Genomic DNA, 15637 nt, shown 5'->3' with positions numbered 1-15637 from the left:
GTTCAAACTAAGGGTAGCGGAGGCCCGCTGAACAGCACCACGTTGGCACTGCCCTGTGGGGCTCTTAACGTGACCTCGCGCGAAGCCTTTTGCGCCGGGAATACCGGAAGCTTGAGGTCCTCGCGATTGAAGCGTTGGGACGCCACCTCCACCGTGCCCTCGATTGGGATGATGAACATACTGTGGCCTGCGGCAATAGGCACACTCAGATCGGCATGCTCCTCCAGAGAGATGTCAAGTATCGTTACCTCGGTCGGTGGACTCAGCGGGGAGCGCATCTCACGATAGCTTCCCAACGGTACCCGCACGTAGGCACCTGGCTCCTGCATGACCGGCACATCCTGCGCTTCGAGTACCAGCGGGAACGGAGCGATGTCTCTTCGTGATGGAGCAAGAGCGACAAATATCTGCAGTCCGTGAACAGTTTTTCCGGTTTCAGCCGGGACCTCCTCGTGAGTAACGCCACGGCCGGCGGTGGTCCAGTGCAGGCCGCCTGGTTGAATCACGTTCTGGGTGCCGATCGAGTCACGATTGGCCATCCCCGTCTCGGAATCGGGAAGCAGGTAGGACAACGCCGAAATGCCGGCATGGTGATGCGGCGCAAAGGTGGGCGCGTCCATCCAGTAATGGTCGACCCCGATGAAGGGAGAGATCAACTCTGGCTCGGTGCGCAGACCGTAAACGTGGAAATGGCCGCCGGGGTTGGCGCGACAAAGCTGGACGATAACGACAGACATGACAGCAGCCTCTAGTACTAGTGGTGTCGTTCAATGCGCAATAATGAGTGTAGCCCCACCATCTCTCACCGAACGGCAATGGGTCAGCCTGCATAGGGCACGAAAAACGCCTCAAACGCGGCCAGCAGTGCCTCCGGGCGCTCCTCCGCCGGATAGTGACCGCAATCCGGAATAACCACGGGTTCGACATTCGAAGCGACCGTGCGCAACTCGGCCTCGACACTGTCGCCACAGGCAAGTGCACCCGAAAACGCCAGCACCGGTAAGGTGAGGCGAGTTGCTTTGCGCGCTTGGTTCTGTGGAATCGACCGATCGATTGCGCGGCAATAATCGAAGCTGGCCCGCAGGGCTTGTGGATCGCGCTTGAGTTGTTCGATGCAGAAGTCGACCGCGTAACGGGGGATGGCCTTTGGCGAGCCTGCTTTAGTCGGGAACTGATGGCCGGAGTAGCGCTGTTCGCGACAACTGACCCGTTGCTCGTTGATGCCCAGTGCTCGATTAAAGTTGAAATGCCAGAGAATATCACTGAGCCAGCGGTGCTCAGGCAGCAATGGCGGAGACTCCGTCGCCAGGAATAAGCGCCTCGCCCAGCGCAATCCGTTCGATTCGCGCGGGTTGCTCGTGTGCCATGTCATAACCGGTCCACATGCCGATGTCATGGGCCGGCCATGGCGAAGGACTCATGCCCCAAGGCGCCCATCAGCGCAAACATGTCTTTGGCCAGGGTCCGTGAGTCATAACCCTCCTGGGTTTTTTCCGAGAGCCCGATGCCCCTTGGATCGACAGCGATCACGGTGAACGTGCGAGCCAGCGGAAGCATCAGGTAACGCCACGCAACCCAGTTTTGCGGCCAGCCCCCGAGCAGTAGCAATGGCTTGCCCTGCCCGCCAATGACGGCGAGCAGTTTCACGCCGTTGGCAGCGATCTCGTAACTTTCGAAAATGTCAGTAAAACCCGTTGGCAGCTTGGGTACGGTGTGCACGGAGCCGAAGCCGCTCAGTGTTTTGAAGTGTTCCTTTTGCAGCATCCCAAAGCCCGTCTGATCGATCTAATCGACAGACCATAAATGAGGCATCAGGGACTGACTAGACAGCAAAATCACCAAGGACTGTTGTGCTTATGCACCAATCACCACGCAAGGATCTGTAAGGGCCATAACTGGCGCCCCTGCTCAGCAGATGAAGCCTGTAGGCCAGGCTTAAAATCGCATTACCGCCAGGAGCCAGAGTCGCTCGCCGCGAGCCCGGTTTTCCGACAAGCGTTTCTTGCTGCCACTTCACCAGTACGCCAAATTCCGGGGTTTGATATTTCACAACAGGGCCGTAAGCAACGACGTGGCCTCGATCCCCATCCTCCGACACAGACTCACCGTGACGTTCATCATCGTTCACCTGTTTGTACAAATACCCACTGACCCCAATCTGCAAATTTTTGTTCAAGCTGTAGCCAAGATGGTAGTCAGCATTAAGCTCGTGCCCCGACCGGTAATCAGTCGCACGATTCTTGTCGTTTATCATTAGAGAATCTTGGCGCTTATCTCCACCTCCTCTATAGGGTTCGCCGTTAATGAGTATCACGGCGAGTAGGACCAAACATTGGTTCCCACATTGAACAGCCGATCCTTGTCCTACGAAGCGGTGGGTGCATAAAAATCCACACCCAGCATGTGATGGAAACGGGGAGAGCTCCAACCGAGAAACAGTGGTGTAAACGCCAAATCGGCGAGGCCTTCATCCTTGCCACTGTTGCGGACACGTCCTTGGGGCGTTTCTGTATATAAACTCACTTGGCCTTTTATGTAGGGTAAAGCGGCACGACTGGCCAGCGTTGCGCCCGATAATGTGTAGTCGGAATAGACGTAGTCCAGGCATACCCCCAGTGACTGGTAACTGAGGTCGATGTCCACAATCCCGGCTATGCTGCGTCCATAGGCCTCCTTTAGTTCAGTCGACTCGTAAGCGGAGCTGTAAAAAAAGGTGGTAAATCCTAGCGGTGGCATTCGCCCAGCCAATACGGTGTTAAGACCGAGTGGTGAAGCGGTTCCGTTATTTACGGTAGCGGGCGCACGTCAGCAGCATGGCTGCCGTGCAGAGCAAGGGAGAACTATTGCTGAGCCGCAAAGCTTTTATGCGCAACATAAAGATGATCCCGTATAGATTATTATTTGATTACGAAGATTCATGCAAACAAACAGAGCAACTAGAACAAATAGAACAACTAGAACAACTAGAACAACTAGAACAATCGGTATAACGCCTCACAGCAACAGTGCTTACCTCAAGGGGTATTTATTATTTGCAAATAGAGTCACTCCTTATTTTAGGCTGGCCCAACTGAACAGTTAAGGTTTAATTCAACATGATTTGGCAACAGTGCGAGCATAATTACCAGGCAGTGGTACCATCGATCCGAATATCGGTACCGGTGAAGAAAGAGCATCAGACACCAGAAATGCAGCAGTGGCCGCAACTTCTTCAGGCTTACCCAAACGCCCCAGCATCACCTTGGCCACCATCGTTTAAGCCCACTCGGGGCCTTACAGAAAAGGAAAGGATTGTTTGTTTGCACTCAATCAGCCCCGGGGAAATGCTGCTGGCGCGTAGACCATGGTTCCGGCCATCCAGCGCCAGTTGGCGAGTCATGGAAAGCATGGCCCCCTTGGCCGCGCGATGAGCGGTTCCGGGGAGCATACGGTAGGTCGACCATGCCGAAACAGATACCGTGTTAATTATGGAAGCATCCCCAGACTTGATTAACTTCGGCCAGGCTGCATGTACAAGATGGAAAACCAAATTCTGTTCCTGATCGATTGTTCAATGCCAGTCATCGTTTGATTTCTGATCGATCCATTCAAAATAGGCCATCGCCGCATTATTGAATAACACATCGACGCGCCCATATTCCGATGCAGCCAATTCGACCAAGCGTGCGCAGCTGGCAAGGTCTGTTAAGTCACAATTGTTTAATGAGACCATATCCCCGCCCATGGACTTCACGGCATCAACTGTCTCCTGAGCGCAGCCTCATGATAAATGTCATACCCCACTACTTTGGCGCCTTGGTGCGCGAAAATTAACACAGCCACTCGCCCTATGGATCCATCAGTGCCGGTAATAATGCAAACTTTACCCTGCAGATGATTACTCTTCCTGCTTGTTTTTATAAGAATATATGGTGCAGTAACACACCGTTCCGTCGTTGCTATTGATGAGTTGCCGAAATGTAGGTAGACCACTACTTATTGACTAGTCACGGAAATCACCAAGAACTGTTGCTCTCATGCAACAATAACGGTGAAAGGGTCCATAAGGAAGATGACAGGCAGGGTCAGAAATTCAAGAGGCGGTTTTATTTCGGATCTGACCACAGCGGTTTTCCAGGTACGTCACCCGTTGAATATCGACATGATCAAACGCCGCAGCCAGACGCTTCTGGGGGACTCGTGAAAACGCGCATGCCAGTACTGCTTGAGGTCGTAGCGTGGGATGTCCACCGGCGGCTCGACTATTCTTACATTCAGATTATGCGTGTACATGTTGGCAACGGTCCGTGGCAACACCACGATCAGATCAGAGCGTTCGATGATTGATGGCACGCTCATGTAGTGAGAAGTCTGCAGCACGATGTTGCGGTGAATACCTGCCTTGGTCAGGTGGGCTTCGAACATTTCCTGGCGACGGCTGCCATCACGTACCTGCAGATGTTCCAGCCTGATGAAATCCTCCAGAGACAGTTGCTCCCCTGCCAGCGGATGATCGAGGCGGATCAGGCAGACCAGGTCATGGGAGAACAACCGTTGCTGATAGATGTTGGGGGTAGTGAGGTCGGGAAAATAGCCAAGCACCGCATCGACCCGGCCTTCATGCAGGTTCTCCACAAGCTCATCGGGTGCCAGGCTGACGGTTTGGATGCGTGTATTCGGCGCCGCGCTTCGCAGGCTCTGGAACAACGCTGGTAGAAAGACCACTTCACCCACTTCGCTCAGGCAAAAGACGAACTCCTGCTCGCTAGTAGCGGGGTCGAAGGTCGGGCCGATGAGGATGTCCCGGTCGATGATTTGAATGACCTCGCGGGTGCGTTCAATGATGCCTTGCGCACGTGGCGTCGCCTCCATCAGGTTGCCCGAGCGAATGAACAGTGGGTCGCCCAGTGAAAGGCGCAGGCGGGCCAGTGCAGCACTGGCTGCGGGTTGGCTCATGCCGAGCCGCTTCGCCGCCGCGGTGACATTGCCGGTTTCATAAATAGCTAGCAGGACGCGAAGCAAGTTGAGGTCGGTGCGCATAGGTATAACAAAACCAGATTGTTTGAATAATTAGAATTGGCTTCTTTTATTTAAAGCGCTTGGCGACGATACCGTCCACATAAAAAAAACGGAAGGTTGCCGCATGAATCCTGACAACACCCGAATTGGCGAGATCATAGACAACGCGAAGATCTCGCCGTACCAGATCGTTATCCTTGCCCTGTGCTTCCTCATCGTCCTAGTGGATGGTTTCGATACAGCAGTCATTGGATATATCGCCCCGTCACTGCGCGAAGAATGGGTTCTGATGCCTATCCAGTTATCACCGGTTTTCGGCACTGGATTGTCCGGAATGATGACCGGCAGCCTGATACTGGGGCCGATCGCCGATGCCTTCGGGCGCAAGAGCGTTTTATTGATTTCAGGGCCGGTGTTTGGCCTCGCCACGCTCGCCAGTGCCTTTACCCATTCGATCGAGTCACTTACGGCTTTGCGCTTCATCACCGGAATTGGCCCAGATGGTGCGATGCCAGCGTGCATTGCTTGAGCGCCGAGTACTCCCCTGCCCGCCGACGCATTGTGACCTTGAGCTGGAGTGGCTTCACCGCTGGCCTTGCCTTGGGCGGCATGCTCGCCCCGCACATGATTCCTGCGTTCGGCTGGCGCTCCGTTCTGGTACTCGGAGGCGTCATGCCGCTGGCGCTGCTGCCAATGTTGGCTAATGCCCGAGTCGGTTCGGTTCATGGCGCCCTCGGCCAAGCACGCCTACGCCTTACGCCGGGTGGTCGAACGCATCAACAGAAAAAGCTGGGCCGGTGTAACGATCCTCGATGTCGAACGCCCGGCATAGGTCAGGTCGCCGATCTCGCACCTGTTCATCGACGGCCGGATGCTCCGAACACTGCTGCTGTGGGTGACCTTCTTATGCTCGCTCTTTATGTTCTACCTGCTGACCAGTTAGCTGCCGACCCTGCTTAAAGAGGCCGGCTACGATATCGCTTACGCTTCGCGTATTGACGCCATTGTGCCGCTGGGAGGTACCGTCGGCGCCGTTCTCATGGCCTTGCTGATGGATCGCGTCGGCCCCTACCCTGTGGCTAACACTCTCGTACTCGGTGAAGGCTCTGGTCAATGCAATCACTGGTTATTTGTTGGGTGATCCCTATCAGTTGGCTGTAATGGTATTTCTCATCGGTTTCGGTGTAGCCAGTGCTGGCGACAAGGTCGAGTTCGGCATCGCCCATCGCTTTTGCGGCCTTGCGAAAACTATGGGCTTTAACGACTTCGACGAACAGCGCCATGTCTTTCAGATGTTCCATGTTGATTGCTCCATCAGTGGATCAGTCATTTCAATTGTAGCCAGTTTATCCCGCATCCACTTTGATCAATGATAGCCACGTAAGCCTTCGAAGCCATTCCACATGCCTCGAACTCAATCAGTACAGTGCCAAGTGCCGTTGACGGTTGCTCAACGTCCCCCGCAGGAGAGCGTCAACTGCATGAAAGACCTTAATGACCTTTATTACTTCGTACTGGTGGTCAAACATGGAGGGTTCTCGGCAGCGGCACGGGCAACGGGATTTGAAAAAACGTTGCTCAGTCGTCATGTCGCCAATCTGGAATTGCGAATGGGGGCGAGACTGTTGCATCGCACAACGCGCCAGGTTTCGCTGACCGAAGCCGGCCATCATTTCTTTACGCTCAGCCAACCCGTTGTCGAGGGTGCACAAACCGCCTATGAAAGTGTGGAGCATCTTCGACGTGAGCCCGTCGGGTTGGTACGCCTGAGTTGTCCTCAGGTCATGGCGCAGAGTTATTTGGCCCCCCTGCTGCCTGGGTATATGGAAAAATATCCAAAGGTACGGCTTGAGTTGAATGCGGTAGATCGAGAGGTCGACCTCTTTGAGGAACGCTTCGACGTGGCCTTGCGATCGCGTTCCCGGATTGAAGAAACGGCCGGGTTGGTCGCAAAGGAAATAGGCGCAACCCGGCGGATTCTGGTTGCCAGTCCGCGCTTTCTCGATCGTGTCGGAAGGCCTGCCACGATCAAGGCCATTTCGGAAATCGAGACGCTTTCACGTCCCGGTGACATCCATGATGGCGCCGGCCGCTGGCTCTTGCGCAATTCATCAGGCGAAGAGTTGCTGGTCAGCCACCGACCGCGTCTCATATGTGATGACCTACGTATGCAGTTGGAGGCCGCCGTCAATGGATTAGGCGTCGCCTTGTTGCCAGAGCCCATAGCTGCAGCTTCTGTGCGCGCGAAGGCTCTGGAAGTTGTCATCCCCTACTGGACCGGTGCAACGCATATCATCCATCTGCTCTACCCCAAACCGAAGGGGATGTTGCCCTCCGTGCGCAGCCTGATCGACTACCTGAACCTCCATTTACCCCAGAGCATCCAGGAACGCAGCATCACCGTTGAGCGGGTCGCTTGAAGAAGGTGAAAGCCGCGCCGGTTGATGTTTTGAGCCAGGTGAACATAACGCCTTGATGGCCGCGGTTCCCTCTCAGCGCGACTATCGCCAGGCCGACTGTTGGCTGCGCAAAACCTGGCCAACCATTTCTCTCAACCACTTGTTCTGCGGGTCTCGGTGAAACCGGTCATGCCAGTACAGATCGATCTCGAAGGAGGGTATTTGCAGAGGCAGCGGGTGTATGGCGAGAGGATAAAAGCGCGCCAGGGTTTTACCCAGGGCTATGGGCAACGTCCAGATCATGTCGGTATTCAGCAGCAAGTGCGGACCGGACAGAAACTGGGGGGTGCGCATTTTAATGCAGTCTCTGCCGCCCGCATCGATCAGGGCACGCTCCAGTGCCTGGTGACCGCTACCACCGGACTCCACCAACAAATGCTCACTGCTGACAAAGGCTTCAAGGCTCAGGCCGCGATTTGTCAAGGGGTGGTCTTTGCGCATGGCACAGACGTAATGCTGAGAAATAACTGGTGTACGGTGAATGTCAGTCTGAAGGGTCGGCATAAAGCCGAGCGCCAGGTCTATCCTGCCAGTGGACAGGCCATTGAGCGTCTCATCCATCCCACCCACAACGGTGTGTATACGCGCTTGAGGTGCGACCCTGGACAATTCGCTCAATATGGGTGGTAAACAAACGACCTCGCCAATGTCGCGCATTCGAAAGATAAATGACTTTTCACAACTTTTTGGATCAAACGCCGGCATCTGGCATCCAGCCTCCCTGACCATCGCAAGAGATGCCAACAGTCGCGGCGCGATATGGACACAAAACGGTGTGGGCTCCATTCGGCGACCGACCAACGTAAACAACCTATCACCATAGTCATTTCGTAACCGTTTAAGCGAACCACTGACGGCTGCCTGCGTAACACCCAGGTTCTGCGCCGCAATTGATGCTGAGTGGTCTCGCCACAACGCCTCAAAGGTATAGAGTAGATTCAAATCCTTCATCACGATGCCTTTACTGATGTTCGAAAACCAACACACTGCACCTGCCAGCAAAGCCCTCGTGGGCTTTGACCGTCGAGTGCAGCAAAACGGGAACTCATTGAGTAGTTATGTGCACACGTGGATTACATCACCAACAGATGCACTACTGTAAATTGTTGAAAGATCGATGTGGATTCGATAATCATTGATCAGTCGGGATGCATTGAAGCGAACAACGACACAGCAAGGGACATTGATAATGGTGCCGGCATGCTTGGTGTAATAAGTATCAAAACGCGTGATTGTCGTGTCGCCTTCCCACTTGCCTTGAAGAACATGCTCCGTAGAGACGATTTTGGAAAAAAATAACTCAATCGCCTCCCTGACAACTTCTTTCCCCACTACTTCGGGGAATTGCCAAACCGAAACACGACGTCATCTGTCAAATAGCCCATAAAACCTTCGAACGACATCCGATCAACACTTTCAAACATACCTGTCAATACATGGTTTATGGCATGCATCATTTCTTATTTTTTTATGTTTGGTTGCTGCATTAAAACTTATGCCGATTTGCTGACCTTGTTACGGATGGCTTGCAGGGTGGATCGTACCGCGCCCAGGTAGGACGCCTGCATGCCAGTGGAGAACTGGACTTCCTTCCCGCTGCCTGCCGGTACGCCCGGCAGGGAAAAGTCGAAGGAGAATCGAAGGAATAGATCACCATCCTCTTCTTCGATGACGTTCTTTATAACGCCGCGGGCATTGCCGGAAAGGCGCAAGAACTCGACTTGCCGTTCTTCAGTGAGGATTACCATTTCCTGAAGACGCTAACCGTGTAGCACCACTTCGCGGATAAAGGTATTGCTCTGATCCTCAACGACATTGCATTCGGTAACGGCATCAAGAAACGGCACCGCATTGCGGGCCTTGCTCACCAACCCTTCCCATACCTAGCTGCGGTCAGGCTCACACCGCCCGATTCCTCAGGGGCATTGACTTTTAAGCGACGACTTACATTGGTCATGAAGTACTCCGGGGTTTCAGGTTCAAAGGTGACCGACTGCTTGTCGAGTGTCAGGGACAGTCTTTCAGGGGTTTTCAAACGGTGAGGTAACCACCGTCCACGGCCATTGCCGTACCGGTCATAAAACGGACGTCATCGGACAGTAGCCAAAGCGCTGCCTTCGCGGTTTCTTCCGGTTTTCCGAAGCGGCCAATGGGGTGCCGTTAGCGCAATGCAGCGAACTGTTTGGCATAATTGGGCTCTTCGCTCGCACGTACGATCATCGACGTTTCGATAATCCCTGGCATGATCGTGTTAACCCGGATGTTGAGGGTGCCGTAGTCGAGGGCCGCAGCCTTGGTCAAACCGACCACCCCATGCTTGGCAGCGATATAGCCCGATGCAGCAGCAATCGCTACCGAGCCCAGGGATGAAGCGGTGTTCACGCTGGCGCTACCGCCTCTGTTCAACCTGGTGCGGATCTGATGCTTCAAACACCGGTCAGGTCGATGCGGATAATGCGATCCCACGCCTCAGACGAGATTTCATGCAGAGGCAAATTGCTTTGCTAGGCACCTGCATTGTTGAACGCGCCATGCAGACGGCCAAATCGAGTGACGACATCATCGACTGCTGCGGCCACAGCGTCTTCGTCGGTAACGTCGCAGGGGATTGAATAAACCTTGCCGCCGGCAGCCGTGACAGCACTGGCGGTTTCTTCGATACCTGCGGTATCGCGATCAAGCAGCACAACCCTCGCGCCCGCTTTGGCAAAAGCCAGTGCCGAAGCACGGCCAATGCCGCCCAAGGTGCCAGTGATAATGATGTTCCGGTCGTCAAGGTTGCTCATATCCACACTCTCGTTTTGTAATGCCACTTACTGTATTTACCGGGGCAACGATCGGGAATCCCGTAAAACCACCAAAGACTGTTGCCCTGTTGCACCAATCAGCGGCAGGTCAGATCCAGTGCTACATCGACGATCATGTCCTCTTGCCCACCGACCATTTTTCGCCGTCCCAATTCGACCAGAATGTCTACAGTGCGCAAGCCGTAGCGATGAGCGGCAGCTTCGGCATGGCGAAGAAAGCTCGAGTAAACACCTGCATATCCAAGTGCCAGCGTTTCGCGATCAACACGCACTGGACGGTCTTGAAGCGGGCGGAGGATGTCATCGGCTGCATCCATCAGCGTGTACAAATCGGTTCCATGATTCCAACCCAGTCGCTCGGCAGCGGCGATGAACACCTCCAAGGGCGCGTTGCCCGCCCCCGCCCCCATGCCGGCCAGGCTGGCATCAACGCGATCACAGCCCTCTTCCACCGCTACGATGGAGTTGGCCACGCCCAGGCTTAGGTTGTGATGGGCGTGCATGCCGGTTTCGGTTTCCGGCTTGAGCACCGCCTTGAACGCTCGGAAACGCTCGCGGATATCCTGCATGTTCATCGCCCCACCGGAGTCGGCCATGTACACGCAGGTCGCGCCGTAGCTTTCCATCAGCTTGGCCTGCGCGGCCAGATGCTCGGCCGGAATCATGTGGCTCATCATCAGGAACCCGACGGTGTCCATGCCCAGCTCGCGGGCGTATTCGATGTGCTGTTTCGAGACATCCGCTTCGGTGCAATGGGTGGCGATGCGCACCACCCGGGCACCTGCGTTGTAGGCCGCTTTCAGGTCATGCACCGTGCCAATGCCGGGCAACAACAAAGTAGTAATTTTGGCGTGGCTGATGACATCGGCCGCAGCCTCGATCCATTCCAGATCGGTGTGTGCGGCAAAGCCGTAGTTGAAGCTCGAACCTTGCAGGCCGTCTCCGTGAGCCACTTCGATACTGTCGACTTTGGCCTTGTCCAGGGCGCGAGCGATATCTTGCACATTCTGCAGCGAGTACTGATGACGAATCGCATGGCTGCCATCGCGCAAGGTCACGTCGGAGATGTAGAGTTTTTTGCCGGGATTGAAAGTCATGGTCGATCTCCTCAGGCGTTCAGCATCGACTGCGCCATGCGCTCGGCGGTGGCCAAGGCAGCGGAGGTCATGATGTCGAGATTGCCGGCGTAGGCTGGCAGGTAATGGGCGGCACCTTCGACTTCAAGGAACACCGAGGTTTTCAGGCCGGAGAACTTGCCGAGGCCAGGAATGTTCAGTGGCGCATCTTCAAGGATCACGTCGAACTGGACCTTTTGCTTGAGGCGATAGCCCGGCACATAGGCTTGCACGGCGGCAGCCATCCCGACGATAGATGCTTCGACCAGCGCCTGATCAGCGGCTTCGGACAGCACAAACACTGTGTCGCGCATCATCAGTGGTGGTTCAGCCGGGTTCATGACGATAATGGCCTTGCCCTTGGCCGCGCCGCCAATCACCTCTATAGCCTTGGAGGTGGTTTCGGTGAATTCGTCGATGTTGGCGCGGGTGCCGGGACCAGCGGACTTGCTCGCGATCGAGGCGACAATTTCGGCGTAATGCACTTTGGCCACGCGCGATACCGCTGCGACCATGGGGATGGTCGCCTGGCCACCGCAGGTGACCATGTTGACGTTGAGTTGGCCGAGGTTCTGTTCCAGATTGACCACCGGCACGCAATACGGGCCAATGGCTGCAGGTGTCAGGTCGATCAAACGGATGCCGGGTTTGATCGAGCGTAGGAGGGCGTCGTTCTTAACGTGGGCGCCGGCCGAGGTGGCATCGAAGACGAAATCGATGTCCTTGAATTCGTCCATGCGGGTCAGGCCTTCAACACCTTCATGGGTCACCGCCACGCCCATGCGTTGGGCGCGGGCCAAACCGTCAGAGGCGGGGTCGATGCCGACCATAGCCGCCATTTTCAGGTGCTTGCCGTGACGCAAAATCTTGATCATCAGGTCAGTGCCGATGTTGCCCGAGCCGATGATGGCGACGCTAATTGGATTGCTCATTGTTATTGTGTCCTGTCGTTGCACACAGCCTGGGGATCAGGCGTTTCCACGCTGGCGTTCGGCAAGGGTCTTGCCACCCGCGGCCCACTGGGTTTCGGGAATCTCTTGAAGCAGCACGCGTACGCTTTCTACGGGCACATCGAGGCTTTGCGCGATGGCTTGGGTAACGTTGACCAACAGTGCATGCTTCTTCTCTTCACTGCGGCCCTCTGCGAGGTGGATCATGGCGATAGGCATGGTCGATAGCTCCGGATCAACGCTGGCTGGACGAGGTGAAGCGCATGGAAACGCTACCCAAATGCTGGTAGCGGACGGTGATGTTGTCCCCTGCAGCGACGGCAATGGCCTCGGTGATGCCACCTGTCATGATGAAACAGCCTGCCGGCAGTTCACGTCCCTTGGCGCCGAGCATGTTGGCCAGCATGGCGACACTCTGCGCCGGGTGCCCGAGCACCGCAGCGCCGGCACCGGTGGCGACGACTTCACCGTTCTTCTCCAGCACCACGCCCAGGCATTTAAGGTCAATGCCTTGTACGCCACTCATTTGCCCGCCAGTTACAAAGCGTGCCGAAGACGTGTTGTCGGCAATTACGCTCTTGAGATCGAAGCGGAAGTTCTCGTAGCGCGAGTCGATCACTTCGACTGCCGGCAAAATAAAATCGGTGGCCGCCAATACATCGCCAATATGCACGCCCGGCCCCTTGAGCGGATGCTTGAGGACAAAGGCGATCTCGGCTTCGACCTTGGGATGGATCAACCCGTCAACATCGATAGCCGCGCCGTCCAGACAAGAGCCGTAGTCCGTAAGAAAGCCGTGGATCGGGTCAGTGACTCCCATTTGCTTCATCTTCGCGAAAGAGGTCAGGCCCATTTTCAAGCCAGCGATACGTACACCGCGTGACTCTTTGCGCTGGCGAATGGTGTCCTGAATGGCGTAGGCGTCTTCCCAGTCCATGTCCGGATGGGCATCAGTGATTTTGGCCACCGCCTTACGGTTGAGCTCGGCGTTTTCCAGGTGTTCGGCCAGTTGTGCGATAGTGCTTGCAGAGAGATTCATAAAGGTTTCCTTCAAACGAAACGAACAGAGGCCGAGCCGATGCCGCCCAGGCTGATGCGCAATTGATCACCCGCCTGGACCGGCACCATAGCGGCCAGTGAGCCGGAGAGAATCACCTCACCCTTGTTGAGTCCGATGCCAAGCTGGCCGAGTTTGTTGGCCAGCCAGGCCACGGCATTCGCCGGGTGGCCGAGAGCCGCAGCACCGGCGCCGGTGGCAACCACCTCACCGTTCTTTTCCAGGGTCATGCCGACACAGGCCAGGTCTACGTCACGCGGGGCCACGCCCTGCCCGCCCAGGACGAAAGCCCCGGCGGAGGCGTTGTCGGCGACGGTGTCCTGTATACGGATCTTCCAGTCACGGACACGCGAATCGACAATCTCAAAGCACGGCATCACATAAGCTGTGGCGCGCAGTACATCGGCTACGGTAATGCCCGGGCCGTGCAGATCCTCCTTGAGCACGAACGCGATTTCGCCTTCGGCCTTGGGTGCGATCAAACCGTCGATGGTGATGGCGGCGCCATCGTCATAGAGCATTTCCGAGAGCAGATGACCGAAGTCCGGTTGATCGACGCCGAGCATGTCCATGACCACTTTGCTGGAGACGCCAATCTTTTTTCCGATGACCCTCTGGCCGTCGTCAAGGCGTCGCTGGATCATCGACAGCTGTACCTCATAGGCCTGCTCCAGTGTCATATCCGGGTAGGTGTCGGTCAGCGGCGCCAGAGCCTGGCAATTGCTGAGGGCCTGGTGCAGTTGCTGGCCGAGAGCTTGTATCTCTTGCTTATTCATGAATGGCTCCTTACAGCCGCACGCAGACATTGCGCAGCTCGGTGTAGAACTCAAGCGAATGCACGCCACCCTCACGGCCGATACCCGACTGCTTGGCGCCGCCGAAGGCGGTACGCAGGTCGCGCAGGAACCACGAGTTGATCCAGCAGACACCCACGTCCAGCGCGCTGCCCAAACGATGGGCGACCTGCAGGTTGGAGGTCCATACGCTGGCGGCAAGGCCGTAGGTTGTGTCGTTGGCCAGGCGTACGACTTCTTCTTCGGTATCAAAAGGAGCGATGTGGCAAACCGGGCCGAAAATCTCCTCGCGCACCACGGTCGACGTTTCCGCAAGGCCGGTCCAGATCGTCGGCTCGAACCAGGCCCCTTCGGCCAAGTGCTCCGGCACTTGGGCAATGCCACCGCCGTGGACCACGGTGGCACCGTCGGTGACCGCCTGACGGCAATAGGAGAGAATTTTTTCGCGGTGACTGAGCGAGATCACCGGCCCCATGGTGCTGTCGTGCTGATTGGGATCACCCACCTTGATGCCTTCGGCGTGGGCCTTGAATGCAGCGACGAAGCGCTCGAACAGCGGACGTTGCACGTAGATGCGCTCGGTCCCCAGGCACACCTGGCCACTGTTCTCGAACACGGCGCGCCCCAACCCTTTGACGGCCTTTTCCAGGTCCGCATCGGCGAAAACGATGCCGGCGTTCTTGCCACCCAGCTCTAGCGATACCGGGCGGATACCCTTGGCCGCGGCCTTCATGATGATCTCGCCCGTGCCGGTTTCACCGGTGAAGGTGACACCATTAACCTCTGGGTGAGCGGTGAGGAACGCGCCGGCCGAATCGCCGCCGAAACCATGCACCACGTTGTACACACCGGGTGGCACGCCGGCTTCATTCATGACTTCGGCGAGCAGCGTGGCAGTGGCCGGTGTTTCTTCGGATGGTTTGACCACGACGGTATTGCCACAGGCCAGGGCCGGCCCGACCTTCCAGGTCATCAGCAACAGCGGCAGATTCCAGGGGCAGACTACGGCGATGACGCCACGCGGTGCTCGCACGCTGTAATTCACAGCCTTGCCACCGTCAGGCGTATCCATCACGAAACTTTCGGTTGGCACATTCTTGATCAGGTCGGCGAACACCTTGAAGTTGGCCGCACCACGGGGAATGTCCAAATGTCCGGCGAGCACGCGGGGTTTACCGGTATCGGCCACTTCCGCAGCCACAAACTCTTCATGGCGACGTTCGATGCCCTCCGCCACCTTGTGCAACAAGGCCGTTCTCTGGGCCACAGTTATGCTGCCCCAAGGGCCTTTCAATGCCTCTTGCGCAGCTCGCACGGCGGCGTCGACCTCAACTTTGCCGGCTTCATGCACCACGCCGATCAGGCTGTTGTCGGCCGGGTTTCGGTTCTCGAACGTACGGGCGCTACTTACCCATTCACCATTGATAAAATGGCGGAATTCTTTCGCAGGCATACAG

The 15637-nt window shown here is 56.2% G+C and carries 15 protein-coding genes and 5 pseudogenes; 3 read left to right on the top strand and 17 right to left on the bottom strand.

Annotated features, from left to right (window positions below; translation table 11 throughout):
• Positions 1-2 precede the first annotated feature (2 nt).
• The 6 genes and pseudogenes from ACYZT9_RS13960 to ACYZT9_RS13935 all read right to left on the bottom strand — a co-directional run bounded on the left by ACYZT9_RS13960 (position 3) and on the right by ACYZT9_RS13935 (position 5019).
• Positions 3-737: a pirin family protein gene (locus ACYZT9_RS13960; RefSeq protein ID WP_462006034.1), complete on the bottom strand. Its 735-nt coding sequence runs from the start codon at positions 735-737 to the stop codon at positions 3-5.
• An 83-nt stretch (positions 738-820) separates the two neighbouring features.
• Positions 821-1764 (bottom strand): annotated as a pseudogene (locus ACYZT9_RS13955) (alpha/beta fold hydrolase).
• 58 nt (positions 1765-1822) lie between these two features.
• Entirely contained in the window at positions 1823-2254 is a 432-nt protein-coding gene (locus ACYZT9_RS13950) for a transporter (RefSeq protein WP_462006033.1), read from the bottom strand.
• A gap of 110 nt (positions 2255-2364) precedes the next feature.
• The gene (locus ACYZT9_RS13945) at positions 2365-2736 is read right to left on the bottom strand and encodes a transporter (RefSeq protein WP_462006032.1); all 372 of its coding nucleotides are present in this window, start codon (positions 2734-2736) and stop codon (positions 2365-2367) included.
• Between the two features lie 481 nt (positions 2737-3217).
• A pseudogene (locus ACYZT9_RS13940) lies at positions 3218-3712 on the bottom strand (SDR family NAD(P)-dependent oxidoreductase).
• A gap of 410 nt (positions 3713-4122) precedes the next feature.
• Positions 4123-5019: a LysR family transcriptional regulator gene (locus tag ACYZT9_RS13935; RefSeq protein ID WP_462006031.1), complete on the bottom strand. Its 897-nt coding sequence runs from the start codon at positions 5017-5019 to the stop codon at positions 4123-4125.
• Between the two features lie 103 nt (positions 5020-5122).
• Between ACYZT9_RS13935 and ACYZT9_RS13930 the strand changes: the two genes are divergently transcribed.
• Positions 5123-5527 carry an MFS transporter gene (locus ACYZT9_RS13930; RefSeq protein ID WP_462006030.1) on the top strand — a complete coding sequence of 135 codons (405 nt, stop codon included), beginning with the start codon at positions 5123-5125 and terminating at the stop codon, positions 5525-5527.
• A gap of 174 nt (positions 5528-5701) precedes the next feature.
• Entirely contained in the window at positions 5702-5830 is a 129-nt protein-coding gene (locus ACYZT9_RS13925) for a hypothetical protein (RefSeq protein WP_462006029.1), read from the top strand.
• Positions 5831-6196: 366 nt separating this feature from the next.
• Here the strand turns inward: ACYZT9_RS13925 and ACYZT9_RS13920 are convergent.
• Positions 6197-6299: pseudogene (locus ACYZT9_RS13920) on the bottom strand (helix-turn-helix domain-containing protein); the annotation flags it as partial.
• 180 nt (positions 6300-6479) lie between these two features.
• Here ACYZT9_RS13920 and ACYZT9_RS13915 point away from each other — a divergent pair.
• Entirely contained in the window at positions 6480-7418 is a 939-nt protein-coding gene (locus tag ACYZT9_RS13915) for a LysR family transcriptional regulator (RefSeq protein WP_462006028.1), read from the top strand.
• 81 nt (positions 7419-7499) lie between these two features.
• On the opposite strand, the gene ACYZT9_RS13910 is transcribed toward ACYZT9_RS13915, so the two are convergent.
• The 10 genes and pseudogenes from ACYZT9_RS13910 to ACYZT9_RS13865 all read right to left on the bottom strand — a co-directional run bounded on the left by ACYZT9_RS13910 (position 7500) and on the right by ACYZT9_RS13865 (position 15633).
• Positions 7500-8408 carry a LysR family transcriptional regulator gene (locus ACYZT9_RS13910; protein WP_462006027.1) on the bottom strand — a complete coding sequence of 303 codons (909 nt, stop codon included), beginning with the start codon at positions 8406-8408 and terminating at the stop codon, positions 7500-7502.
• Positions 8409-8950: 542 nt separating this feature from the next.
• Positions 8951-9414 (bottom strand): annotated as a pseudogene (locus ACYZT9_RS13905) (SRPBCC family protein).
• A 74-nt stretch (positions 9415-9488) separates the two neighbouring features.
• Positions 9489-9839, bottom strand: a pseudogene (locus ACYZT9_RS13900) (SDR family oxidoreductase).
• Positions 9840-9961: 122 nt separating this feature from the next.
• The gene (locus tag ACYZT9_RS13895) at positions 9962-10243 is read right to left on the bottom strand and encodes an SDR family NAD(P)-dependent oxidoreductase (protein ID WP_462006026.1); all 282 of its coding nucleotides are present in this window, start codon (positions 10241-10243) and stop codon (positions 9962-9964) included.
• A gap of 98 nt (positions 10244-10341) precedes the next feature.
• Positions 10342-11361, bottom strand: coding sequence for a 4-hydroxy-2-oxovalerate aldolase (gene dmpG, locus ACYZT9_RS13890; protein WP_462006025.1), 1020 nt, complete (start codon positions 11359-11361; stop codon positions 10342-10344).
• Between the two features lie 11 nt (positions 11362-11372).
• Complete coding sequence (locus ACYZT9_RS13885) at positions 11373-12311, bottom strand: acetaldehyde dehydrogenase (acetylating) (protein WP_462006024.1); 939 nt, start codon at positions 12309-12311, stop codon at positions 11373-11375.
• A gap of 36 nt (positions 12312-12347) precedes the next feature.
• Positions 12348-12548, bottom strand: coding sequence for a 2-hydroxymuconate tautomerase family protein (locus ACYZT9_RS13880; RefSeq protein ID WP_462006023.1), 201 nt, complete (start codon positions 12546-12548; stop codon positions 12348-12350).
• Positions 12549-12564: 16 nt separating this feature from the next.
• Positions 12565-13368 (bottom strand): 2-oxo-3-hexenedioate decarboxylase, encoded by an 804-nt coding sequence (dmpH, locus tag ACYZT9_RS13875; protein ID WP_462006022.1) that lies wholly within the window; start codon positions 13366-13368, stop codon positions 12565-12567.
• 11 nt (positions 13369-13379) lie between these two features.
• A complete protein-coding gene (gene dmpE, locus ACYZT9_RS13870) occupies positions 13380-14162 on the bottom strand; it encodes a 2-oxopent-4-enoate hydratase (protein WP_462006021.1) in 783 nt (260 codons plus the stop codon).
• A gap of 10 nt (positions 14163-14172) precedes the next feature.
• Positions 14173-15633, bottom strand: coding sequence for a 2-hydroxymuconic semialdehyde dehydrogenase (locus ACYZT9_RS13865; protein WP_462006020.1), 1461 nt, complete (start codon positions 15631-15633; stop codon positions 14173-14175).
• Positions 15634-15637 lie beyond the last annotated feature (4 nt).

Source organism: Pseudomonas sp. ZT5P21 (assembly GCF_054897785.1).
The sequence above is the reverse complement of the archived record's forward strand: the minus strand, read 5'-3'. Positions and strand labels throughout refer to the sequence as shown.